The organism is Pseudomonas sp. TWR1-1-4 (assembly GCF_049897165.1).
Lineage (GTDB): Bacteria > Pseudomonadota > Gammaproteobacteria > Pseudomonadales > Pseudomonadaceae > Aquipseudomonas > Aquipseudomonas canadensis.
On record NZ_JAFCVS010000008.1, the window covers coordinates 334,398 to 358,121 of the forward strand.

The window sequence follows — 23,724 nt, forward strand, 5'->3', positions numbered from 1 at the left end:
CAATGGGTTGGGGCCGCTTCGCGGCCCAGCGGGAACAAGCCACCTCGCCACCGCAATGGCTAATCAACTGCCAAGGGTGTGCCTTGATGGAACACCATCTGCCACTGCCCTTCTTCTGCCCGCCATACCGAGCTGCGCAACGAGGTCCCGACTCCGTTCCGGTGACAGCGATAGGTGACCAACGCTACATGCTCGCTCAGCATTTTCACCACGAACTCGGTCATGCTGCGCGCAGAAAACACCTCATCCTGCAGCCCGTCGATCACCTCGGCCTTGCTGCCCCACACATGGCCGCTGGCGCCGAACTCAACAAAATCATCGGCCAGCAATCGTGCCAACCGCCTTGTATCCGAACGGGTCGCGCTTTGCTGTAGTGCCTGTTCCAGCCCGAACAAGTGCGCGTGTAAATCCATGCTCATTGCCTCCATGAAATAAATCCTGTAATTTTTCATGAAATTTATCGAAATAAATTTCATGACCCCACAAGAAGAACTCGCCACCCTCGCCGCACTCATCCACGACCTGCGCAAGCACAAGAAGCTCACCCTCGCGCAGTTGGCGCAAAAAATCGAGCGTTCCGTGGGTTTCCTGTCCCAGGTCGAGCGCGGTTTGTCCCGCCCGACCGTGGCGGATTTGACCGCCATCAGCCACGCCCTCGACGTGCCCACCACCTATTTCTACAGCCAGCCCAAACCCAAGGCCGTGGACTGGATCACCCGCCCCAACGAGCGGCGCACGGTGTATTACGCCAATGGCATCACCGACATCCTCGTCTCACCGAGCATGAATGGCGCCTTTTCGATGCTCGACAGCCTGTTGGCCCCTGGTGCCAACAGCGGTGAACAAACCATGAGCGATCGCGCCGAACAAGCCGGTTTTGTGCTGGAAGGCGAGTTGACTTTGTGGGTTGAAGGTGAGGCCGACTCGGTCACCCTCGGCCCAGGCGACAGTTTCCACCTGGCCAGCTTCGCCCATTGCCGCTACGCCAACCTGACCGACCTGCCCGCCCGCGTGTTGTGGGTTTACAACTAGGAGTTGCACCCGTGAAAAGCCATGCCTCCACGTTACTGGCCGAAGTACGGACCTTTCGCCAGAACCATCCCGATGTGCGCTACGTCGACCTGATCGCCCTGGACATTCCCGGGCACTTCTACGGCAAGCGCTACCCCATCGAGATGCTGGAAAAAGTCGCCGCCGGCAGCCCGCTGAAGCTACCGCAGAACGCCGTGCTGCTGGGGGTTCAGGGCGGGTTGTTCAAGATTGGTGATTACTGCTTCAACGACGGCGACCCGGATGCCAACCGTCGTCTGGTGCCAGGCACGCTCAAGCCGGTGAGCTGGGAGTCGCAGCCCCTCGGCCAGATGCTGATCACCTCGGACGGCACCGAAGCGCCCATCGAATTCGAACCCCGCGAAGTGCTGGCCAAGGTGCTCGAGCGCCTCCAGCACAAGGGCATCCACCCGGTGGTGGCGTTTGAACTGGAGTTCTACCTGTTCGACAAAAAGCTCGACAACGGCCTGCCACAATTCGCCCGTGACCCACTGAGCGATGACGCCGACGACCAGCCCAACTTGCATATCGAACGGCTTTCGCGCTTCGGCGAAGTGCTCGACGATATGGCGCAAACCGCCAAGGACCAGGGCATCGACATCACGGTGATCACTGCCGAGATCGGCCCCGGCCAGTTCGAGATCAACTTCGGCCACCTCGACGATGGCATGCGCGCCGCCGACTGGGCCGCCCTGTTCTGCCGCAGCACCCGTGGCGTGGCGCTCAAGCACGGTTACCGCGCCAGCTTCATGGCCAAGCCGTACCTGCAATACCCCGGCAGCGGCATGCATGTGCATGTCAGCCTGTATGACGGCGCTGGCAATAACCTGCTGGCGGCGCACCAGCAGCAACCGCTGCGGCACGCTGTGGCCGGCTGCCTGGAATTGTTGCCCCATTGCATGCCGATCTTCTCGCCCAACCACAACGCCTTCCGCCGCCTGGGCGGTACGGTCAACGCCGCTACCCGTGCCAGTTGGGGCTTTGAAGACCGTGACGCGTGCGTGCGCATTCCCGAGTCCGACCCACGCAACCTGCGCATCGAGCACCGGCTGGCCAGTGCCGATGCCAACCCGTACCTGGTGCTGGCGGCGATCCTCGTCGGCCTGGAACACGGCCTGGAAGCCAAGCGCGAACCCATCGCCCCGCTGAACGAAGATCGCAGCAGTGGCACCGACTTCCCACTGGAAATGCTCGACGCGGTACGTGCCATGCAGCACCAACCGGTATTGCGCGATAAGCTGGGGGCCGAATTTGTCGACGTGTACTGCGAAAACAAACGCCAGGACCACCTGGCCTTCCAACAAGAGATCAACGCGCGGGAATACCGCTGGTTTCTCTAACCGCCACTTTCTCTAACCGCCACCGGAATCACCGATGACCGACCAAAGCGCCCCGGCCCTCAAGGAAATCTTTAACGTCGAACGCCTGCAACACATCGCCGATGAAATGACAGCGGTGTACCCGGCGTTCGACGCCAAGGGCTTCCTCAAGCACGCCAAGGCCGGGTTGGCCGAGTTGTCGGTGATGCAGCGCATGGCGCGGGTCAGCGAGAGCCTGCATGCGGTGATCCCGCTGGATTACCCGCAAACCCTAAAGGTGCTTTACGCGTTGGCCCCACGCTTGAACAGCGCGTTCGTCAGCCTGTTCCTGCCGCATTTCGTGGCAAGTTACGGGTTGCACGACTTCAAGCGCTCCATGGCAGCTCTTAAATACTTCACCACCTTTGGTTCCGCCGAATTCGCCATCCGCCACTTTCTGCTGCACGACTTCCCGCGCACGCTGGCGGTGATGCAAACCTGGTCGCTGGATGACAACGAACACGTGCGCCGCCTGGCCAGCGAAGGTTCACGTCCGCGCCTGCCTTGGTCATTCCGTTTGGCCGAAGTGCAGGCCAACCCCGAGCTGTGTGCGTCGATCCTCGACAACCTCAAGGCCGATAACAGCCTCTACGTACGCAAGTCCGTGGCCAACCACCTCAATGACATCACCAAGGACCACCCGGAATGGGTGCTCAGTCTGATCGAAGGTTGGAACCTGGATAACCCGCACACCGCGTGGATCGCCCGCCACGCCCTGCGCAGCCTGATCAAGCAAGGCAACACCCGCGCGCTGACGATCATGGGTGCGGGCGCCAAGGCCGAGGTGAAGATCCACCACCTACAGGTCACGCCGGCGGTGATCAACCTGGGCGACCGCATCAACCTGTCGTTCAGCCTGGAGTCCACCGCCATTACCCCGCAGAAACTGGTGGTGGACTACGCCATCGACTACGTGAAAAGCGCCGGCCACAGTGCCGCAAAGGTGTTCAAGCTCAAGGCGTTTACTCTCGGCGCTGGCGAACTTCACAGCATCCGACGTGAGCAACATATCCGCGAGTTGACCACGCGTAAGCATTACCCCGGCAAGCATGTCGTCCATGTGTTGATCAACGGCGAGAGGCTTGCCAGCGCCGACTTCGAACTGCGAAACGACTGACACAAATCAAAGAAAAGGCTCTAGAACGGGCCTTTCAGCCACATAAATTGTCGAACAATCCTGGCTTTCTCAGTTGCGATCCATTATCATCCAGCGCCTTCTCGCTACCCACCGGGTAGCTGTTTCAATGTGTCACCCGAGGCGCCCATGTACCGTTTTTCGTTTCACCGCCCCCTGATTGCCATCAGCCTGGGGCTTGTTGCTCCTGGCGTGTTTGCCGCGCTGCAACCCCTGGCCGAAGCACCACTGGCCAGCGACACCGAGCTGCACTGCCACTTCAACCGCGACGCCAGTACCGACTGCACCACCACCTACCGCTATACGATCCTCAAGCCGAGCGGCCGCGAAATGCTCTCGCGCATCGACTTCGATTATTCCGAAGGCGACACCTTTGAAGTGATCAGCGCGCAGTCCACCCAGCCCGGCGCCAAGCCAGTGGCGCTGGATGCGACGCAGATCGACACCCGCACCGCGCCCAATCCGGACCAGGGCTTCAGCCGCAACAAACAGACCTCGCTGGCCTTCCCCAACCTGCGCGTCGGCACGCAGATTCGCTACACCGTGCGCGAGCACCACGCCGCCAAACCCTTGATGACCCAGTTTCACTACGTGCTCAAATTCGGCGCCAGCCCGGCGCGGCGCGACCGGTTCAAGGCGCGTTTTACTGCCGAGCGCCCCATCCAGTGGCGCAGCGAACTGTTCGAGGGTTTCAGCGTAACGCCGTCGCAGAATGGCAAGACCCTGGACGTGGTGCAAAAGGCCCCGACCTACCTCAACTACATCAACGAAGCCTCCAACGCCACGTTGCTGCGCATCCCGCGTATCGAGATAGGCAGCGCCCTGGAGCGCCAAGCGTACTTCGGTGCGTTCGCGCAGCGCTACAACCAGATCCTCGGTGCCAACCTGCCGCCACAAGGTGCTGCTGCCGTGGTTGCCGTGCGCGGTTTGGCACCGGCCGAACAGGTTGCGGCATTAATGCAGCACATCAACGATCACTATCGCTACCTGGGTGATTGGCGGGCGACAGAGCGCGGCTACGTGCCCTTCAACCTCGCTGAAATCGAACAACACGGTTATGGCGACTGCAAGGACCTGGCAATCCTGCTGACCGCCTTGCTCAAGGCCAGTGGCATCAAGGCCGAGACCGCCTGGGTCAGCCGGGGCGATGTGGTCGAGTCGCTACTGATCCCCGGCACCCAGGCGCCGAACCACGCCATCGTGCGCGCCGAAGTGGACGGCCAGGTGTGGTGGCTCGACCCGACCAACCCGGTGTTCGCCCCCGGCCAGGTCATGCCCGATATCCAGGACCGCTGGGTGCTGGTCAACGACGCCCAGGGTCAGGTGCGCGAGGAACATATCCCGCTGGAACGCCCCGAAACCACCCTGCGCCTGGACAAACAGGTGCACTACGACAAACAAGGCGACGGCGCGACCCAGGCCACGATCACCTTCAGTCGCCTGCCGCTGATGCAACTGAGCGTCGCCGACCGCCAGCAAGGCAGCACCGCCACCGACCAGGACATCTGCGCCAACTTCGGCAACGAGATCAGCGACTGCCAGATCACTCGCCCGGCCACCGGCTTTGTGGTGCATGACGGCTATACCGTCACGGCCAAAATGACTGATCAGCGTGCGCTGGAAAAGCTGGCGAATGACTACGTATATAGCGATGAATCGCTCAAGGGTCGTTGGGATGGTTTTATCAACTACCGCCGCCAAGGGCAGCAGGCCGAGCTTGATCTGGGCAACCCGCAAACCCATGACTACAGCATCACCCTGAGCGGCGGGCGGATGGAAAAAACCATCCCGGGTTGCCAGGTGCGTTCGCCGTGGTATGACTTGGACCTGCAGGGTTCGCAGGAGAATGGCGGGCTGCGTTATCACTATCGCCTGAGCCAGAAGGTGCGTTGGTTGAGCCGTGATGAGATTGTCAGCAAGGCGTTCGGGAAAATGATTGAGGATGCACGGGCTTGCGCGGAGCAGGTGCATCAGGTGGTGAAACTCTAACCCCTCTGTTGGGCAGGCCTGGCATCAGGCCTCGCCCAACAACAACCCCTGCTCCCGCGCACACAACTCCACCACGTAATCCCACAACACCCGCAGCCGCACCGATTTGTGCAACTCCCGGCGCGAACTGATCCAGTAGCTGCGCTGGATCCCCTCCCCCGGCAGCAACGGCACCAGTTCCGGGTCGCCGGCCGCCATGAAGCACGGCAACACCGCAATCCCCAACCCGGAGCGCGCGGCTTGGTGCTGGGCAATCACGCTGGTGCTGTGGAACACCACCTTGGGGTTGCGGCAGAAGCTGCTGAGGAATTTGAGTTCCTGGCTGAACAGCAAGTCGTCCACGTAATCGATCCACGCGTGCGCGGCGAGGTCTTCGCGCTTTTCGATCGGTGGGTTGCGGTCCAGATAGGCACGGCTGGCGTAGAGGGCCAGGCGGTAGTCGGTGAGTTTGCGGGTGACCAGTTGATCGACGCTGGGGCGTTCGAGGTGGATGCTGATCTCCGCTTCGCGGTTGAGAATGCTGACAAAGCGTGGCACCGCCACCAATTCCACCTCCAACCCGGGGTAGCGATCAAATAGCCCACCCATGCGACTGGCCAGGAACATCACGCCCAAGCCTTCGGCCACGCCGAGGCGGATCTTGCCCAAGGGCGCGGCGGAGTGGGTCAGTTCGTCTTCGGCCAACAGCGCGACGTTTTCCATGGCTTCGGCGTGCTTGAGCAGCGCTTCGCCGGCCGGCGTCAGTTCGTAGCCCTGGGCATGCTGCACGAACAGCGCGGTGCCAAGGCTTTTCTCGATCGCCTCAATATGCCGGGCCACGGTGGCATGCGTGGTTTTCAGACGTTGCGCGGCGGTGAGCAAGCGGCCGCTGCGCTGCAGCTCCAGAAAATACCGCAGGTCGTTCCAGTCGAACATGACGCCTCCCTCACTTGGACATAAATACTGTCTAAAGCTGTACCCGGTACCTGTGGTGAGCGAGCTTGCTCGCGCTGGGCTGCGCAGCAGCCCCAAAACCGGAAGCCTCGTTGCATCTGAAAAACCGCGTTTGCATGCAGGAGGGGCCGCTTCGCGCCCCAGCGCGAGCAAGCTCGCTCACTACATTGAGCAAAGCCCCAAGGGTCATGCTGTTTAAAAACGCACAGCAGCTGGGTAAAAACTAACATTTTTAAGACGAAAACTAACAACTAGGATGGAGCCAATAAGAAAAACAAGCGAGGCCTCAGATGCCCATTGCAACTGCTGAATACGATTACATCGTCGTAGGCGCCGGCCCCGCGGGCTGCCTACTGGCCAATCGACTGTCCGCCAACCCTGCCCACCGCGTGCTGCTGCTTGAAGCCGGCGGCCGTGACAACTACCCCTGGATCCACATTCCCGTCGGCTACCTGTTCTGCATCGGCAACCCACGCACCGACTGGTGTTTCAAGACCGAAGCCCAGGAAGGCCTGCAAGGCCGTGCGCTGAGTTACCCACGGGGCAAGGTGCTGGGCGGTTGCTCCTCCATCAACGGCATGATCTACATGCGCGGCCAGGCTCAGGATTACGACGGCTGGGCCGCAGAAGGCAACGCGGGCTGGGCATGGAAAGACGTGCTGCCGCTGTTCAAGCAGAGTGAAAACCACTTTGCCGGTGGCTCGGAGTTCCATAGCGATGGCGGTGAATGGCGCGTCGAACAGCAACGCCTGCACTGGCCGATCCTCGATGCCTTCCGTGATGCGGCCGCGCAAAGTGGTATTGCCAACATCAATGACTTCAACCAGGGCGACAATGAAGGCTGCGGCTACTTCCAGGTCAACCAGAAGGCCGGCGTGCGCTGGAATGCGGCCAAGGCGTTCCTCAAGCCGGTCCGTCAACGACCCAACCTGACAGTATTGACCGAAGTGGAGGTCGACCGCGTACTGCTGGAAAACGGCCGCGCCTCCCAGGTAATCGGACGCCAGCAGGGCGAGCAACTGAGTTGGAAGGCACGCAAGGAGATCGTCCTGTGCGCCGGCTCCGTGGGGTCGCCAGGCATCTTGCAGCGTTCGGGAATCGGTCCGTCCAGTGTGCTCACCCCCTTGGGCATCGACGTACTGCACGAACTGCCGGGCGTTGGTGGCAACTTGCAGGACCACCTGCAACTGCGGCTGATCTACAAACTGGAAAACGCCCGCACCCTCAACCAGATCGCCGGCACGCTATGGGGCAAGATGGGCATGGGCCTGCGCTACCTGTATGACCGCAGCGGCCCATTGTCGATGGCGCCCAGCCAGCTCGGCGCATTTGCCCGCTCGGGTCCGGAACAGACCTCGGCCAACCTCGAATACCACGTGCAGCCGCTGTCACTTGAGCGTTTCGGCGAACCGCTGCACGCATTCCCGGCGTTTACCGCATCGGTCTGCGACTTGCGCCCGCAAAGTCGCGGACGCATCGACATTCGCTCGGCCAACCCGGCGGATGCACCGCTGATCCGCCCCAATTACCTCAGCCATCCGGAAGATTTGCGGGTGGCCGCTGATGCGATCCGCCTGACACGCCGTATCGTCGCCGCCCCGGCGCTGAGCCAGTTCAAGCCAGTGGAATACCTGCCAGGCGATTCGCTGCAAACCGAAGACGAATTGCATGAAGCCGCCGCGCGTATCGGTACTACTATCTTTCATCCGGTTGGCACATGCCGCATGGGCAGCGATAAAGACGCGGTGGTGGATGCACAACTGCGGGTGCATGGCGTGCCTGGCTTGCGCATTGCCGATGCGTCGGTCATGCCGCGCATCACGTCCGGCAACACCTGTTCACCTACGCTGATGATCGCGGAGAAGGCCGCGCAGCTGATCCTTTCGCCGAATACAAGGAGTCTCGCCCCGGAGAAAGAACTGGTTCATGCAATCTGAATAGCGGCGCCAGACCTGGCGCCGACAGTGGAACAACAATAAATAATCACTGTGAGGGCTACCCGATGTCAGAACATGCTCAACCCCTGGGTTCGGCGGTCAACACCGTCATCACCCGCAACGACTCAAAGAAGGTCATCTTCGCCTCGTCCCTGGGGACGGTGTTCGAATGGTATGACTTCTTCCTCTACGGCGCCCTCGCGGCGGTGATCAGCAAGCAGTTCTTTGCTGGGGTCAACGACACCACGGCGTTCATCTTTGCCTTGATGGCCTTTGCCGCCGGCTTTGTGGTGCGACCGTTCGGCGCGCTGGTGTTTGGCCGCTTGGGCGACATGATCGGGCGCAAATACACCTTCCTCGTCACTATCATCTTGATGGGCGTGGCGACTTTCTGTGTCGGGCTGTTGCCGACCTACGCCAGCATCGGCATTGCGGCACCGATCATCCTGATCGTGCTGCGCATGCTGCAAGGCCTGGCGCTGGGCGGTGAATACGGCGGCGCAGCGACCTACGTGGCGGAACATGCGCCAGCCGGCAAACGCGGCTTCCACACCAGTTGGATTCAATCCACCGCGACCCTCGGCCTGCTGCTGTCACTGCTGGTGGTGCTGGCCTGCCGTTACTTCACCGGTGACCAGTTCGAAGTGTGGGGCTGGCGCATTCCGTTCCTGTTCTCCATCGTGCTGCTGGGTATTTCCACCTGGATTCGCATGAGCCTGCATGAGTCGCCGGCGTTCCTGAAAATGAAAGAGGAAGGCAAGTCCAGCAAGTCGCCGATCCGCGACTCGTTTGGTAAATGGGAAAACCTCAAGATCGTGCTTATCGCCCTGTTCAGCATCAACGGCGGCCAGGCGGTGACCTTCTACGCGGCGCAGTTCTATGTGCTGTTCTTCCTCACCCAGTTCCTGAAAATGGACCCGGCCCTGGCCAACATGCTGCTGATCATCAGCGTGGTGATCGGCGCGCCGTTCTTTATCTTCTTTGGCTGGCTGTCGGACAAGGTGGGCCGCAAGCCGGTGCTGATGCTCGGCCTGCTGCTGGCGACCGCGCTGTACTTCCCGATCTTCAAGAGCCTGGCGCACTACACCAACCCGGCGATGGACCAGGCCAGTCACCAGGCCCCGATCACCGTGCTGGCCGACCCGGCCACTTGCACCTTCCAGTTCGATCCGGTGGGCAAGGCCAAATTCGACAGCCCGTGCGACAAGGTCAAGACCTTCCTGGTCAAGCAGGGCCTGCCCTACAGCAGCGCCGCCGCACCGGCCGGCAGCCCGGTGCAGGTGAGCGTAGGTGACGTACGCATCGACGGGTTTGACGAAAAAGCCCTGCGTGGCGCCGTGACCCTGGCCGGCTACCCGTCTTCGGCGGATGTGGCGCAGGTCAACAAGACCATGGTGGTGGTGCTGATCGTGGCGCTGATCCTGATTGCCGCCATGTGCTATGGCCCCCTGGCTGCGTTGATGGTGGAGTTGTTCCCGACCCGCATCCGCTACACCTCGATGTCCCTGCCCTACCACATCGGTAACGGCTGGTTTGGCGGGTTCTTGCCGACCGTGTCGTTCGCGCTGGTGGTGTACACCGGCGATATCTTCTACGGCCTGTGGTATCCGGTGGTGGTGACCGGGGTGAGCCTGATCGTGGGGCTGTTCTGCCTCAAAGAAACGCGGCATGTGGATATTGATAACAACTGACTGAAGGCGCCCCTTTCCCTTGCCGGGCGGGGGCGCACACAAATTGCTGTATATCCATACACATAATAGTTGATCAAATCCCTTCTTTTGCCCATTCTGCTCTTCATTCAATAGCGTAACGAACGGGCTGAGCATGCGGCTGTACCTCTGTGAAAAACCTTCCCAGGCCAAGGATATCGCGGCCGTACTCGGCGCTAGTCGCCGGGGCGATGGCTGCTGGCTGGGCAATGGCGTCACGGTTACCTGGTGCATCGGCCACCTGCTGGAAACCGCGCCGCCCGACGCTTACGACGAAAAGTACAAACGCTGGGTGCTGGCCGACCTGCCCATCGTCCCGGAAAAATGGAAGATGCGCGTCAAGCCCAAGACCGCCAGCCAGTTCAAGGCGGTCAAGCGTTTGCTGGGAGAAGCCCAAGAATTGGTGATCGCCACCGACGCCGATCGCGAAGGCGAGATGATCGCCCGCGAGCTGGTGGAACATTGCCGCTATCGCGGGCCGATCCAGCGTCTGTGGCTGTCGGCCCTCGACGATGCCTCCATTCGCAAGGCCCTGGCGGCCCTCAAGCCCGGCGCCGAGACCTTCAGCCTGTACCACTCGGCCCTGGGCCGTTCCCGCGCCGACTGGCTTATCGGCATGAACATGAGTCGTTTGTTTACCTTGTTGGGGCGCCAATCCGGTTACCAAGGCGTCTTGCCCGTGGGACGGGTGCAAACGCCGACCTTGCGCCTGGTGGTGGACCGCGACCGCAGCATTGCCGATTTTGTGCCGGTGGCATACTGGGCGATCGATGTCGATCTGCGCCACGAACGCATGACGTTCACCGCCCAGTGGCGTGCGGCCGAGGATGCCTGTGATGACCAGGGCCGGTGCCTCAACCCGCAACTGGCACGAGACGCAGCCGATGCCATGGCCAATGCCGCCACCGCACGGCTGGTGAAACTGCGTACCGAACGCATGCGTGAAGTCGCTCCCCTGCCCTTTGACCTGGGCACCCTGCAGGAAATCTGCTCGAAGAAACTGGGGCTCGGCGCGCAGGAAACCCTGGATATCGCCCAATCGCTGTATGAAACCCACAAAGCCATCACCTACCCGCGCAGCGATTGCGGCTACCTGCCACTGAGCCAGCACAGTGACGCGCCGAAGATTCTTGCTGCGCTGGGGCGCGCTGATGCAGCCGTAAACGAGCTGATGCCACATATCGACCCGCAACGCCGCTCACGGGCGTGGAACGATGCCAAGGTCAGCGCCCACCACGGCATCATCCCGACCGGCGCCGGCAAGGATGTCGGGCAACTCACCGGCAAGCACCGTGCGGTCTACACCTTGATTCGTGCACGCTACCTGGCGCAGTTCCTGCCCAACCATGAATACGACCGCACCCAGGCGGATTTCGACTGCGCGGGGCAAGCATTGCGCGCGGTGGGCAAAGTGGTGATCGACCCGGGCTGGAAACGCGCCCTGCCCGAAGCCTTGGCGCCAGCCAAAGGGCGTGAGGCGCCAGCCCCACAAGCGTTGCCGGCATTGGTACAGGGCCAGGACTATGCCGTGGCCAAGGTCAGCCTCAAGGACCTGTGGACCCAACCGCCCAAGCCCTTTACCGAAGGCGACCTGATCAAGGCGATGAAAAACGTCGCCAAGCTGGTGGAAGACCCGCTGCTCAAGCAAAAGCTCAAGGACACCACCGGCATCGGCACCGAAGCCACCCGCGCCGGCATCATCCAGGGCCTGTTGGACCGTGGCTACCTGGTGAAGAACGGTAAGGCGCTGTCGGCCACCCCGGCAGCGTTCAGCCTGATCGACGCCGTGCCTCGCGCTATCGCAGACCCCGGCACCACGGCGATCTGGGAGCAGGCGCTGGATATGGTGCAAAGCGGTGAAATGAGCCTGGAGGAATTCGTGGCCAAACAGGCGGCCTGGATGAGCAAGCAAGTGGCACGTTGCAATGGCATGCGCATGACCATCACCGGCCCGGCCAGCCCGGCAGGCCGAGGCGCCGCGCCGTGGAAAAAGAAACGCAAGAGCGCGCCACGCAAGACTGCAGCCAGCCCTAAACGGACGAAAAAGCCGGCAACTGCGGGGTAAATCGCGAAAAAAACCGGCGAATGACGTTTTTCGACGGGTTTAACGCCGCTTTGGACCTTGCCGCCGCGCGGGCCGTCTAGGATTCTGTAAGGGGAGCCTGACTAACCAACAAAAACCGGAGTGGCCGCCATGAAAACCGTTGCAGAAGTGCTCAAAGCCAAGGACAAGAAAAACCAGGAAGTCCATGTCATCAAACACGACCACACCGTGTTTGAAGCACTGGTCAGGATGTCGGAGAAAAACGTCGGGGCCTTGCCGGTCGTCCAGGATGACGTGGTGGTAGGCATCATCAGCGAGCGTGATTACGCCCGCAAAATCATGCTCAAGGGGCTATCGTCGGTCACCACAAAGGTGCATGAGGTGATGAGCTCTCCGGTGATCACCGTCGACACCCATAAAAAGGTGGATGAGTGCATGAACATCATGACCGACAGTCACCTGCGCCACCTGCCGGTGGTCGAAGACGGCAAACTGTTGGGCCTGCTCTCCATCGGTGACTTGGTAAAAGAAGCCATTGCCGACCAGGCTGACCTGATCAAACAGCTGGAGCAGTACATCCGCGGCGAATAGGGGAACCCATGCTCGACATGCTGGAACATCAAGAGGACCACCTCGACACCCTGTACCGGGCCATGGCAGACCGGCGTTTTCTGGTGTTGACCGGTGCCGGGATCAGCACGTCGTCGGGCATTCCCGATTATCGCGACAGCGAAGGCGTGCGTCGGGGCAAGGCGCCAATGATGTACCAGGAATTCCTCGCCACCCCGCAAGCGCGGCGCCGTTATTGGGCGCGGGCGATGCTGGGGTGGCCAAGGGTCCGCATTGCACAACCGAACAAGGCGCACCTGGCCTTGGCGACGCTACAACAGCGTGAGCGCATCAGTGGGTTGATCACCCAGAACGTCGACACCCTGCATGATCAGGCCGGCAGCCATGACGTGATCGAACTGCACGGCAGCCTGCACCGGGTGCTGTGCCTGGATTGCCAATTGCGCAGCCAGCGTGACGCAATCCAGCGACAGATGGAAATCGACAACCCCTATTTGGCGCAGGTCCACGCGGTGCAGGCGCCGGATGGCGACACGTTGCTCGACCCTGCTTTGGAAGAACACTTCCAGGTCCCCCGCTGCCCCCATTGCGATGGCGAACGCTTGAAGCCGGATGTCGTGTTTTTTGGCGAGAACGTAGCGCCAGCAACAGCAGCCAGGGCGATGGCTGCGGTAGAGCATGCCGAGGGTTTGCTGGTGGTGGGCTCGTCGCTGATGGCTTATTCGGCGTTCCGCCTGTGCAAGGCCGTGGTCGAACAGGGCAAACCCGTCATTGCCATCAACTTGGGCAAGACCCGGGGGGATGAGCTGTTACAGGTGAAGATCGAAGCTGAATGCGAGCGCTTGTTGCCCTTGCTGGCTGAGCGATTAGCCTGATATCTGCCTGACTTGCACCTCCAGAAAATGACGCCCAAGTCACGTTTTCCCGCATTCTCCCGTCCCCAAGGCGATTTATGTAGTGATCAAAAATAATCACTACATAACCGTTGACGTAACCTTTTTGTCCTTGCATTATCGAGACGTCTCCCGGATCGGGAGCGTTGGCAACAAGCGTTTTGAACAAGCTCGTCTGACCGCCGAGCTGTTTTTTCCGGATGTGCACTGCCCACAAGGCGGATTGATGAAGCTGACCGGCCCGCAGGGCTCGGTACAAGGCGCTCAAATGCGGCTTGTCTTCGTTATGAAAGCATTGCGTAGCAGTTCATCAGCAAGACTACATGCATCAGGTTCAAGACCCTGCCCGTATTCGGCAGACAGTCGCCGACGCCCGGTTTTCGCAACCGGAGACAACTAAAGATGTTTTAACGAACCAACTGATAGATCGCCAACTGGTCAAGGGGCTTACACATGAATCTGAACAACCAACCAACTATCGATGAATTGGCTGAGATGTTCGCAGCGCAGAAAGACACACTCGACGACCATATCCTGTGGATTGGCAAATCGGGCGAAGTCCAAATCGACTGCCTGGCGCCCCACACCGAAGAAGCCGAGTTCGACCGCAATAACCGTGAATTGGCGGCGCGCCTGAAGATGTACCGTCGCGGCCAGGGTTATGTCGGCAAGAAAGCGGCGGCCGATCGCAACTTTATCGAGCAGGTCTTCCACACACTTAATACCGAATGGCAGAACCTCAAAGGCCAATCGCACGTTAAAGTGATTGATAGATACTGCTGATAAATACTAATTAGCTTATTAAGTCCGCTCGGTTAGCCGAGCGGGCTTTTTTATTGCCATTATTCTTTTTTATCGACGCAAATTTGCCGGCGACGCATTCCTTAGGACACCGCCGTGCCCAAGACCGCTATCGTCGGCAAGCCGGCTCCTACAGGGTCAACGTGGGAAGCGGCCTTTTGCGGCTTCATCCCGGAAAATATCAAACAATACTTGCGCCGCTGCCGAGAGTTCATGTCCTGGCTTGGTCAGCACACCAATCGGCCGTTCGATCACCGGATCGCTCAAGGTAATGCAATGGGCGCCCGCCTCCTCCATTTGCCGTGCGCACAACGCTGGCACCGCGCTGACACCCAAACCACTCGCGACCATCTTGCCCACTGTCGCCAGTTGATGACTTTCAAGGGCGACCGGCAACTTCATCTGTAAAGCGCCCAAGTGTTCTTCCAGCATCACCCGTACCGTCGACGGCCGTTGCAACGTGATAAACGGCTGCTCCAGCAAGGTTATCCAATCGATTTCGGCGCAGGCAGCCAAGGGCGAATCACCCGGCACCACGGCGATGAAGCGATCGAGGTACAACGGCGTAAACGCCAGTGATGAGCCTTCAGCAGGCTCAAACGCCACGCCCAGCTCCACCTGCCGGTCGCGCACCATCTCCAGCACTTGCTCGTTGATCAAATCATGCACGGTCACATTCACCTGCGGGTAACGCGCGCGGAATATCTTCAGGATCGGTGGCAGCAAATTGCCCGCAAACGATGGCATTGCCGCGACCGTGACTCGCCCGCGTTGCAGGGTGAAACGCTGGCGCAGTTCGTCTTCGGCGTTGTCCCAGTCGGCAATCAACCGGCGCGCCAAGGGCAGCAGGGACTCGCCCTCAGGCGTCAGGGCAACGTTGCGTGTATTGCGGCTGAACAGGCGCCCACCCAGGCCTTCTTCCAGCCCCTTTATGGTCAGGCTCAGCGCCGATTGGGAAAGGTGCAGGCGCTCGCAGGCGGCGGCAAAACTCAGGCTCTGGGCCACGGCGAGAAACGCGCGCATCTGTTTAACTGTCATGACGCTACTCCAAATGGCCGGGCGACTATGCTGTTTTTTAAATCAATCAACCTTAAAAAACAACTTAACAAATCAATCAGCCGGAGCAACACTCGACTCATTGGCTGGCCCACAAACAATAAAAGAGGTGCATATGGCAGGTTTCGATAAACGCGTGGCGTCCTACGAGGAAGCACTGGCAGGCCTGGAAGACGGCATGACCGTACTCTCCGGCGGTTTTGGCCTGTGCGGCATTCCGGAAAACCTCATCGCCGAGATCAAGCGCAAAGGCACCCGCGACCTGACCGTGGTTTCCAACAACTGTGGCGTCGACGGTTTCGGCCTGGGCGTGTTGCTGGAAGAAAAACAGATCAGCAAGGTAATCGCTTCCTACGTCGGTGAAAACGCCCTGTTCGAGAAGCAATTGCTCAGCGGCGAAATCGAAGTGGTGCTGACCCCTCAAGGCACCCTGGCCGAAAAAATGCGCGCTGGCGGCGCCGGCATCCCTGCGTTCTTCACCGCGACCGGCGTCGGCACCCCGGTGGCCGAAGGCAAGGAAACCCGCGAATTCAACGGTCGTCCGTACCTGATGGAAGAATCCATCACCGGCGACTTCGCCATCGTCAAAGGCTGGAAAGCCGACCACTTCGGCAACGTCATCTATCGCCACACCGCCCAGAACTTCAACCCGTTGGCCGCCACCGCCGGCAAGATTACCGTGGTCGAAGTGGAAGAAATCGTCGAACCGGGCGAGCTGGACCCGGCGCAGATCCACACCCCTGGCATCTACGTCGACCGGATCATCTGCGGCACGTTCGAGAAGCGCATCGAACAGCGCACCGTGCGCAAATAATCCGCCCCCAGCCCGAACAATAAGGACACATAAAAATGGCTCTTACCCGCGAACAAATGGCTCAACGCGTCGCCCGCGAAATGCAGGACGGCTTCTACGTCAACCTCGGCATCGGCATTCCGACCCTGGTGGCCAACTACATCCCCGAAGGCATGGAAGTGATGCTGCAATCGGAAAACGGCCTGCTGGGCATGGGCCCTTTTCCTACCGAAGAAACCATTGATGCCGACATGATCAACGCCGGCAAACAAACAGTCACCGCGCGCATCGGCGCGTCGATCTTCTCCTCCGCCGAGTCCTTCGCGATGATCCGTGGCGGCCACGTCGACCTCACCGTGCTTGGCGCGTTTGAGGTGGACGTACAAGGCAATATCGCCTCATGGATGATCCCCGGCAAGCTGGTCAAAGGCATGGGCGGCGCCATGGACCTGGTGGCCGGTGCGGAAAACATCATCGTGATCATGACCCACGCGTCCAAGGACGGTGAGTCCAAGTTGCTCAGCCAGTGCAGCCTGCCGCTGACCGGCGCCAACTGCATCAAGCGTGTATTGACCGACCTGGCCTACCTGGAAATCGAAAATGGCGCTTTTGTCCTCAAGGAACGCGCACCTGGCGTCAGCGTTGAGGAGATTGTGAGCAAGACCGCCGGTAAACTGATCGTCCCGGACCACGTTCCAGAAATGCACTTCCAGTGAGGACAGATTCCATGCAAGACGTCGTGATTGTTGCTGCCACCCGCACCGCCGTGGGCAGCTTCCAGGGTTCGCTGGCGAACATTCCGGCACCGGAACTGGGCGCTGCCGTAATCCGTCGCCTGTTGGAACAGACTGGCCTCGACCCGGCCCAAGTGGATGAAGTGATCCTCGGCCAGGTACTCACCGCAGGCAGCGGCCAAAACCCGGCGCGCCAGGCCTCGATCCTCGCCGGCCTGCCCCACGCGGTGCCCAGCCTGACCTTGAACAAGGTCTGCGGCTCCGGCCTCAAGGCCCTGCACCTGGGCGCCCAGGCCATCCGTTGCGGCGACGCCGAAGTGATCATCGCCGGCGGCATGGAAAACATGAGCCTGGCCCCGTATGTACTGCCCGCCGCACGCACCGGTTTGCGCATGGGCCACGCGAAGATGATCGACAGCATGATCACCGACGGTTTGTGGGATGCGTTCAACGACTACCACATGGGCATCACCGCCGAGAACCTGGTGGACAAGTACGGCATCAGCCGTGAAGCCCAGGACGCGTTCGCTGCGGCGTCTCAGCAAAAAGCCGCTGCTGCTATTGAAGCAGGCCGCTTTGTCGATGAGATCACCCCGATCCTGATTCCCCAGCGTAAAGGCGATCCAGTGCCCTTCGCCGTAGATGAACAGCCTCGCGCCGGCACCACTGCCGAGTCCCTGGCCAAACTGAAACCGGCGTTCAAGAAAGACGGCAGCGTCACCGCCGGCAACGCCTCCAGCCTCAACGACGGTGCCGCCGCCGTGCTGCTGATGAGCGCCGACAAGGCCAAGGCCCTTGGGCTGCCGGTACTGGCGCGTATTGCCAGCTACGCCAACGCGGGCGTCGACCCAGCCATCATGGGCATTGGCCCGGTCTCGGCCACCCGCCGCTGCCTGGACAAAGCCGGCTGGAGCCTGGGCGACCTGGACCTGATCGAAGCCAACGAAGCCTTCGCCGCACAATCCCTGGCGGTGGGCAAAGAGCTGGAGTGGGATGCAGAGAAGGTCAACGTCAACGGCGGCGCCATCGCCATCGGCCACCCGATCGGCGCGTCAGGCTGCCGCGTGCTGGTGACGCTGCTGCATGAAATGATCAAGCGTGATGCCAAGAAAGGTTTGGCAACGCTGTGCATCGGTGGCGGCCAGGGTGTCGCGCTGGCGCTCGAACGCAACTGATTCAAAGAGCAACACGGAAAAGGCCTGGTTCCACGAAAACCAGGCCTTTTCTTAATGCGTTCTATCTGAAAAACGCAGTTCAAATGTGGGAGCGGGCTTGCTCGCTCCCACATTTGATCTTTATTGCCTGTCGGATTGGGGCACCGCAAACACCGCATTCGCCCGCGCCACCACCTTCTCCCCCACCTGCAAGCTCACCGTGGCAAACGCCATCTGCCGCCCCCGCTTGTGATGCTCCAACCGCACCACAATCCACTCCCCGACCTGCACCGCCCCCAGGTAATCCAAGGTCATGCTCGCAGTAATCAACGGCAGCGGCGGCTCGCTGGAAAAGGCCATCGCGTAACCCATGCCGATGTCCGCCAGGGTCGCCAGCACGCCCCCATGCACGGTGCCGCGTCCATTGGCGTGGCGATTGTCGGCACGCAGGCCGATCTCCAGTTGCAGGCCCTCCCCTCGGCAATAGGCCGGGCCGAGCAGATCCAGCAATGGACTGCTGCGGGGCAATGACACAAAACCTTCAGGTACGGCGTGAGTGATCATGGCGGATTCTTCCCTGGAGTGAAGGTTGAGATGTACGCCTGGCCGCAAGCAGCGGCCATTACCATCTACCGCGCAAATCCCCCGCGATGCTTTGCGTTAATCCACCAGACCCGCTTTAATCGCCGCATCCACTCGCTCAAGGAACTGCAATGCGCCACCCGGACGGCAAATCCCTCGCACTTCGTGCCCCTCTTTTGACACTGCTGGCCGGCTTGGCCCTGGTTGGCTGCTCGCCCAGTGACCACTCGCGCGCGCGGGTGATCAACGGCGAACAAAGCCGTGCCGGCGCGCAATTGGCCTACGAACACGAACTGAGTCTGGCCCTTCCCGGCGCCTTGCTTTCACCGCGCATGCAGGCCACTCGCGAAGCCTGCGAAACCGCGCGTTTTGGCGCCTGCAATATCCTCGGCATCACCGAAAACGACAGCGGCGGCCAGATCATCCTGCGCATCGCGCCGACCGGCGTGGAACCGATGGTCACGATGGCTGCTGAAGGTGGCAAACTCGGCCAGCGCATCACCACCGCTGAAGACCTGGCCGATGCCGTTGCCGATGTGCGCCGTCGCCAGGACCGTCTGCAAGCCCAGCAGCTACGCCTCGACGAACTGGCCAAACGCAAGGACATCACCGTCAGTGACCTGATTGCCTTAAGCAAGGAACAGGCGGGCATTGAAAACGAGCTGCAGGAACTGGCACAGGTTGCCGCCGGCCAGCAACGCCGCGTCGATACCAACCGTGTGACCCTGAACTTCCGCTCCTCCGACGGTGCAAACCAGCAGTCGAGGTTCAGCCGCATGCTCAGCAGCTTGGGCGACAACCTGGTGGACGGCACTGCCGACGCCCTGGAGCGGTCGGCCTATGTACTGCCGTTCGTGATCCTGGCGTTTCCAGTGGTGTGGTTGTGGGTGTGGCTGTGGCGCCGCTTTGTTGTTAAGAGCCGCCCTGTGGTGAGCGGGCTTGTCCCGCGCTTAGGTGCGAAGCCCCCCCAGAATGAGCCGCAGAGTGACACCTGAAAGTCCTCAGTGTCTTTGATTGGGGCTGCTACGCACCCCAGCGCGGGACAAGCCCGCTCACCACAAAACTGATCAGCGCTTCATGCACCGCTGATAACGTTCATCCACCCGCTTGGCGAACCAGGCGGTAGTGAGATTGCGGGTGATTTTGGGGCTCTTGAGCACGATGCCCGGCAGGATCGCCCGTGGCATCGGTTTGCCCGCGGCCTTGTCGGCCAGGGCAAACACGCGCTTGTAGAGGGTGGTGTCTTCAAAGTCCAGTTGCTCGCCTTGCTCCAACTGGCTGCGGATGCTGGGGTTGCGCATGTCCAGCTTCGCACCCAATGACCGCACCGCCAGCTCGGTAGTGCCCGGCAGCAGTGAACCGTAGCGAATCAGATCTCCATCCAAGGCCAGGTCGGTGCCCGAGGCACGGCTGACGGCAGCCTGGAACGCGGCATTGCGGCTGGCGTACCAGCCGGCATTGAAGTCGGCAAACCGGTACAACGGCTGGTCATAGTTAACCGGATAACCGAGCAAATGCGCGATGCCGAAGTACATGCCGCCCCGGCGGGTGAACACTTCGCGGCGAATGCTGCCGTCCACCGTGTAGGGATAACCTCGCGCTTGTTTTTGCGCAAAGTCGATACTCACCTGCATCGGCCCTGCGGTATGCACCGGGTTGAAGCCACCAAACAGGGTCTTGCCCAGGGGCACCATGCTGATGAAGTCATCGAAGATGCCACTCAGGTCTTTCTCCGTACGTGCAGCGCCCAGGCGATCGGCGTAAGTCTTGCCGGTGGGCGAACGCAGTTGCAGTGCGCTGCGGACCACAAACGCCGGCACATGGACTTTTCCGGCGCGCCGCAGGATTTCATCCTGGGCGATCTTGCCCATGTTCGGCACGGGTGGGTCCACTTGGTAAGTGGACTCCTGCTCGGTCACCGCCAGCACCGCGCAGATGTTTTCCGTGCTGGGGTAGATTTTCTGGGTATCGAAGGCGGTGTAGATGTCCTGGGCCCACCCCTTGCGATCAGACACCTGGGCCGGTAGCAACTGCACGATCTGCGCCTTCACCTCGGCTTCGCTGCGCTCCGGCTGTTGCGGGTTGCGTGTGGTGGAGCAACCGGCCAGTACCAGTAAAGTGGTAAAGCACAGGATCAGGCGGCTTGGGTACATGGAGCTTCCTTGGGTGGCGGCGGGCCGGGGCATTGCAGATATCGACCGGTAAGTCTAACCAGGGTTCGCCCACCTTGCGCGCTCGCCAGTGACCCGAAAAATGTGACAGGTTCGGTCATCGACCATTCGTACACGGAGTTTGAATGCCATGCTCAGCCTGAACTTCCTGATTACCTGCCTGATTGTCGTATTGATTCCCGGCACCGGCGTGATATTCACGGTGTCCACCGGCCTCACCGCCGGCAAGCGCGCCAGTGTATTCGCAGCGTTGGGCTGTACCGCCGGGATCATCCCGCATTTGCTGGCGTCTGTTCTCGGCCTGTCCGCCCTGCTTCACACCAGCGCATTGGCATTCGACATGCTCAAGTACGCAGGCGTCGCCTACCTGCTGTACGTAGCGTATGCCACCTGGCGCGATCGTTCGGCCTTTGCGGTCAGCGAAACACCGACGCTCTCCAGCGCATGGACCCTGATGTCGCGCGGCTTGTTGATGAACATTCTCAACCCGAAGCTGACCATTTTCTTCCTGGCCTTCCTGCCCCAGTTCGTCACGCCTGGTAGCACGGCGCCAGCCCTGCAAATGCTGGTGCTGAGCGCTGTATTCATGGCAATGACATTTGCGGTGTTCGTGGTGTATGGCCTGCTGGCCAACGTATTTCGCCGCGCGGTGATCGAATCACCACGGGTACAGAACTGGCTGCGCCGCAGCTTTGCGGCAGCCTTTGCGGGGCTGGGGTTGAACCTTGCGTTTGCGCAACGCTGACACCACACAAAACTGTAGGAGCTAGCTTGCCAGCGATAGCATCACCTCGGTTTTACTGAAAGACCGAGGTGCCTGTATCGCCAGCAAGCCAGCTCCTGCAGTGGAGGCAGGTTTAGATCCCAGCCAACGCCAAATCCATCGCAAAGTAGGTGAAGATCAAGTCCGCCCCCGCGCGCTTGATCGAGCCCAATGTCTCGCGCACCACACGGTCCTCATCAATCGCACCCGCCTGGGCACCGAATTTGATCATCGCGTATTCGCCGCTGACCTGGTACGCCGCCACCGGCAGGCGCGAGGCTTCGCGGATGTCGCGGATGATGTCGAGGTAGGCACCGGCAGGCTTGACCATCAGCGCATCCGCGCCTTCCTGTTCGTCCAGCAACGATTCGCGCACCGCTTCGCGGCGGTTCATCGGGTTCATCTGGTAGCTTTTACGGTCGCCCTTGAGCGCGCTGCCGCCGGCTTCGCGGAACGGGCCGTAGAGGGCCGAGGCGAATTTGGTCGAGTACGCCATGATCGGGATATGGGTGAAACCGGCATCATCCAGGGCGCGGCGAATTGCCTGAACCTGGCCGTCCATCGCCGCCGAGGGTGCGATGACATCGGCACCCGCTCGGGCAGCGGCCACGGCTTGCTTGCCGAGGTTGACCAGGGTCGCGTCGTTGTCGACATGGGCACCGTGCATCACGCCACAGTGGCCATGATCGGTGTATTCGCAGAAGCAGGTGTCGGACATCACGATCATTTCCGGCACGGCGTCCTTGATGATCGAGGACATGCGCGAGACCAGGCCACGTTCCTTCCAAGTGTCGCTACCGCTGGCGTCCAAGTGGTGGGACACGCCAAAAGTCATCACCGACTTGATGCCGGCGCGGGCATAGCGCTCGATCTCGCCGGCCAGTTTCTTCTCAGGGATACGCAACACACCGGGCATGCTGGTGATGGGCACGAAATCGTCGATTTCTTCTTCGACGAAGATCGGCAGTACCAGATCGTTGAGGGTGAATTCGCTTTCCTGGAACAAACCACGCAGCTCCGGGGAGCGGCGCAGGCGGCGTGGGCGGGCTTGGGGGAACTGGCTGGTCATGGCTTTCCTATCAGAAGGCAGAAATCTTTGGGGCAGAAGGCAGAAATCTTTGGGGCGAAAGCTTATGCCCCTTGGCCCCGGCAGCACAAACGCCGAGGGGCCAATAGTGTATTGCGCCGCCCGTAACAATGCATTGATCTAGAGCTGCAATCGCCCTTCGATACACACCGCAACAGCGCCACCGACCCAGATTTCATCGCCCTCACGCTCAACACGAATCCGCCCTGCCCGTCCGATGGCCGTGCCCTGGCTAACCACATAGCACTCAGGCGCCAGGCCTTCGGCCAGCAGCCATTGGGCGACGCCAGCGTTCAGGCTGCCGGTGGCCGGGTCTTCTTGGGCGCCATCGCCCGCGATGAAGGCGCGGACTTCAAACTGTGCGTCCACATCATCCTGCGTGGGATCGCAGGGGGCGATCACGCCCACCGCCAAACCCAGCAGTTGCGAATAGTCCGGTTGTAGAGCCAGCACTTGATTGCGATCCGACAGCATCACTGCCAGCCAGCCCGCGCCGTTGTCGACCCATTGGCTGCGCACAATGGCTTCAGGCGCCAAACCCAGCGCCAGACGCACGCGCTCGATCAACAAGGCCTCCACCGGCCCGGAGCGCAATAACGGCGGCGCGATAAATGCCAGCTCATCGCCCTGGCGACGGATACGCACCAGGCCGATTTCGCACTCCTGGATGATCTCCTCGCCTTGCGCAATCCCGCCGGCCTTCAGCCACGCGTAGCAACTGCCCAGCGTCGGGTGCCCGGCGAACGGCAACTCCGTCAAGGTGGTAAAGATTCGCACCCGGTAGTCGGCCCTGGGATCACGCGGCGTCAGCAAAAACGTGGTTTCGCTGAGGTTGGTCCAGTTGGCGAAGTCCGCCATCTGCTGATCCGTCAGGCTGTCAGCACCGAACACCACCGCCAGCGGGTTGCCTTTAAGCGGCACGCTGCTGAAGACGTCCAGTTGCTTGAAATCAAAAGTCGGCATGC

Annotated in this window: 22 protein-coding genes; 15 read left to right on the forward strand and 7 right to left on the reverse strand. The window is 60.9% G+C overall.

Translation table 11 applies throughout. The features are described from left to right. Nucleotides 1-59: 59 nt before the first annotated feature. Nucleotides 60-476: a DUF4440 domain-containing protein gene (locus ACP7C6_RS26060; protein ID WP_236639997.1), complete on the reverse strand. Its 417-nt coding sequence runs from the start codon at nucleotides 474-476 to the stop codon at nucleotides 60-62. Here ACP7C6_RS26060 and ACP7C6_RS26065 point away from each other — a divergent pair. From ACP7C6_RS26065 to ACP7C6_RS26080, 4 genes are all read left to right on the forward strand, one after another. Beyond that, on the forward strand, nucleotides 475-1,032 hold the full coding sequence (locus tag ACP7C6_RS26065) for a helix-turn-helix domain-containing protein (protein ID WP_010211306.1): 558 nt from the start codon (nucleotides 475-477) through the stop codon (nucleotides 1,030-1,032). The two genes, ACP7C6_RS26060 and ACP7C6_RS26065, sit on opposite strands and share 2 nt — an antisense overlap. Nucleotides 1,033-1,043: 11 nt before the next feature. After that, the gene (locus ACP7C6_RS26070; protein ID WP_068931778.1) at nucleotides 1,044-2,390 is read left to right on the forward strand and encodes a glutamine synthetase family protein; all 1,347 of its coding nucleotides are present in this window, start codon (nucleotides 1,044-1,046) and stop codon (nucleotides 2,388-2,390) included. A gap of 34 nt (nucleotides 2,391-2,424) precedes the next feature. Beyond that, entirely contained in the window at nucleotides 2,425-3,525 is a 1,101-nt protein-coding gene (locus ACP7C6_RS26075) for a DNA alkylation repair protein (RefSeq protein ID WP_426109432.1), read from the forward strand. A gap of 147 nt (nucleotides 3,526-3,672) precedes the next feature. Further along, complete coding sequence (locus ACP7C6_RS26080) at nucleotides 3,673-5,532, forward strand: DUF3857 domain-containing transglutaminase family protein (RefSeq protein ID WP_426109433.1); 1,860 nt, start codon at nucleotides 3,673-3,675, stop codon at nucleotides 5,530-5,532. A gap of 24 nt (nucleotides 5,533-5,556) precedes the next feature. Here ACP7C6_RS26080 and ACP7C6_RS26085 read toward each other — a convergent pair whose 3' ends face one another. Continuing rightward, nucleotides 5,557-6,447 (reverse strand): LysR family transcriptional regulator, encoded by an 891-nt coding sequence (locus tag ACP7C6_RS26085; protein WP_028619605.1) that lies wholly within the window; start codon nucleotides 6,445-6,447, stop codon nucleotides 5,557-5,559. 308 nt (nucleotides 6,448-6,755) lie between these two features. Here ACP7C6_RS26085 and ACP7C6_RS26090 point away from each other — a divergent pair, with 308 nt between their 5' ends. The 6 genes from ACP7C6_RS26090 to ACP7C6_RS26115 all read left to right on the forward strand — a co-directional run bounded on the left by ACP7C6_RS26090 (nucleotide 6,756) and on the right by ACP7C6_RS26115 (nucleotide 14,401). After that, nucleotides 6,756-8,402, forward strand: a complete 1,647-nt coding sequence (locus tag ACP7C6_RS26090; protein ID WP_122684227.1) for a GMC family oxidoreductase N-terminal domain-containing protein — start codon at nucleotides 6,756-6,758, stop codon at nucleotides 8,400-8,402. A 65-nt stretch (nucleotides 8,403-8,467) separates the two neighbouring features. Next, on the forward strand, nucleotides 8,468-10,093 hold the full coding sequence (locus ACP7C6_RS26095; protein WP_028619603.1) for an MFS transporter: 1,626 nt from the start codon (nucleotides 8,468-8,470) through the stop codon (nucleotides 10,091-10,093). 133 nt (nucleotides 10,094-10,226) lie between these two features. After that, nucleotides 10,227-12,176, forward strand: a complete 1,950-nt coding sequence (locus ACP7C6_RS26100) for a DNA topoisomerase III (RefSeq protein WP_426109434.1) — start codon at nucleotides 10,227-10,229, stop codon at nucleotides 12,174-12,176. Nucleotides 12,177-12,305: 129 nt separating this feature from the next. Continuing rightward, complete coding sequence (locus ACP7C6_RS26105) at nucleotides 12,306-12,746, forward strand: CBS domain-containing protein (RefSeq protein WP_028619602.1); 441 nt, start codon at nucleotides 12,306-12,308, stop codon at nucleotides 12,744-12,746. Nucleotides 12,747-12,754: 8 nt separating this feature from the next. Then, nucleotides 12,755-13,600 (forward strand): NAD-dependent protein deacetylase, encoded by an 846-nt coding sequence (locus ACP7C6_RS26110; protein WP_122684223.1) that lies wholly within the window; start codon nucleotides 12,755-12,757, stop codon nucleotides 13,598-13,600. 471 nt (nucleotides 13,601-14,071) lie between these two features. Then, the gene (locus tag ACP7C6_RS26115; RefSeq protein ID WP_016977362.1) at nucleotides 14,072-14,401 is read left to right on the forward strand and encodes a hypothetical protein; all 330 of its coding nucleotides are present in this window, start codon (nucleotides 14,072-14,074) and stop codon (nucleotides 14,399-14,401) included. A gap of 156 nt (nucleotides 14,402-14,557) precedes the next feature. Here ACP7C6_RS26115 and ACP7C6_RS26120 read toward each other — a convergent pair whose 3' ends face one another. Beyond that, the gene (locus ACP7C6_RS26120) at nucleotides 14,558-15,457 is read right to left on the reverse strand and encodes a LysR family transcriptional regulator (RefSeq protein ID WP_028619600.1); all 900 of its coding nucleotides are present in this window, start codon (nucleotides 15,455-15,457) and stop codon (nucleotides 14,558-14,560) included. 133 nt (nucleotides 15,458-15,590) lie between these two features. Here ACP7C6_RS26120 and ACP7C6_RS26125 point away from each other — a divergent pair, with 133 nt between their 5' ends. From ACP7C6_RS26125 to ACP7C6_RS26135, 3 genes are read left to right on the forward strand one after another with little or no spacing between them, the layout of a single operon-like run. After that, the gene (locus ACP7C6_RS26125) at nucleotides 15,591-16,289 is read left to right on the forward strand and encodes a CoA transferase subunit A (RefSeq protein WP_010211319.1); all 699 of its coding nucleotides are present in this window, start codon (nucleotides 15,591-15,593) and stop codon (nucleotides 16,287-16,289) included. A 35-nt stretch (nucleotides 16,290-16,324) separates the two neighbouring features. Then, the gene (locus ACP7C6_RS26130; protein ID WP_003211625.1) at nucleotides 16,325-16,984 is read left to right on the forward strand and encodes a CoA transferase subunit B; all 660 of its coding nucleotides are present in this window, start codon (nucleotides 16,325-16,327) and stop codon (nucleotides 16,982-16,984) included. A gap of 11 nt (nucleotides 16,985-16,995) precedes the next feature. Further along, complete coding sequence (locus ACP7C6_RS26135; RefSeq protein ID WP_426109435.1) at nucleotides 16,996-18,177, forward strand: acetyl-CoA C-acetyltransferase; 1,182 nt, start codon at nucleotides 16,996-16,998, stop codon at nucleotides 18,175-18,177. Nucleotides 18,178-18,297: 120 nt separating this feature from the next. On the opposite strand, the gene ACP7C6_RS26140 is transcribed toward ACP7C6_RS26135, so the two are convergent. Continuing rightward, nucleotides 18,298-18,720 (reverse strand): PaaI family thioesterase, encoded by a 423-nt coding sequence (locus ACP7C6_RS26140; protein WP_028619598.1) that lies wholly within the window; start codon nucleotides 18,718-18,720, stop codon nucleotides 18,298-18,300. A 149-nt stretch (nucleotides 18,721-18,869) separates the two neighbouring features. Here ACP7C6_RS26140 and ACP7C6_RS26145 point away from each other — a divergent pair, with 149 nt between their 5' ends. Next, nucleotides 18,870-19,733 carry a DUF4349 domain-containing protein gene (locus ACP7C6_RS26145; protein ID WP_426109436.1) on the forward strand — a complete coding sequence of 288 codons (864 nt, stop codon included), beginning with the start codon at nucleotides 18,870-18,872 and terminating at the stop codon, nucleotides 19,731-19,733. Nucleotides 19,734-19,805: 72 nt separating this feature from the next. Here the strand turns inward: ACP7C6_RS26145 and ACP7C6_RS26150 are convergent, their stop codons facing one another. Beyond that, nucleotides 19,806-20,891: a DUF1615 domain-containing protein gene (locus ACP7C6_RS26150; protein ID WP_426109437.1), complete on the reverse strand. Its 1,086-nt coding sequence runs from the start codon at nucleotides 20,889-20,891 to the stop codon at nucleotides 19,806-19,808. A gap of 148 nt (nucleotides 20,892-21,039) precedes the next feature. On the opposite strand from ACP7C6_RS26150, the gene ACP7C6_RS26155 reads away from it, so the two are divergent. After that, the gene (locus ACP7C6_RS26155) at nucleotides 21,040-21,654 is read left to right on the forward strand and encodes a LysE family translocator (protein ID WP_028619595.1); all 615 of its coding nucleotides are present in this window, start codon (nucleotides 21,040-21,042) and stop codon (nucleotides 21,652-21,654) included. 112 nt (nucleotides 21,655-21,766) lie between these two features. Here the strand turns inward: ACP7C6_RS26155 and hemB are convergent, their stop codons facing one another. Together hemB and ACP7C6_RS26165 are read right to left on the reverse strand one after the other, a co-directional pair. After that, a complete protein-coding gene (gene hemB, locus ACP7C6_RS26160; protein WP_016977356.1) occupies nucleotides 21,767-22,741 on the reverse strand; it encodes a porphobilinogen synthase in 975 nt (324 codons plus the stop codon). A gap of 138 nt (nucleotides 22,742-22,879) precedes the next feature. Further along, nucleotides 22,880-23,722 (reverse strand): PhzF family phenazine biosynthesis protein, encoded by an 843-nt coding sequence (locus ACP7C6_RS26165; protein WP_426109438.1) that lies wholly within the window; start codon nucleotides 23,720-23,722, stop codon nucleotides 22,880-22,882. Between the last annotated feature and the right edge of the window lie 2 nt (nucleotides 23,723-23,724).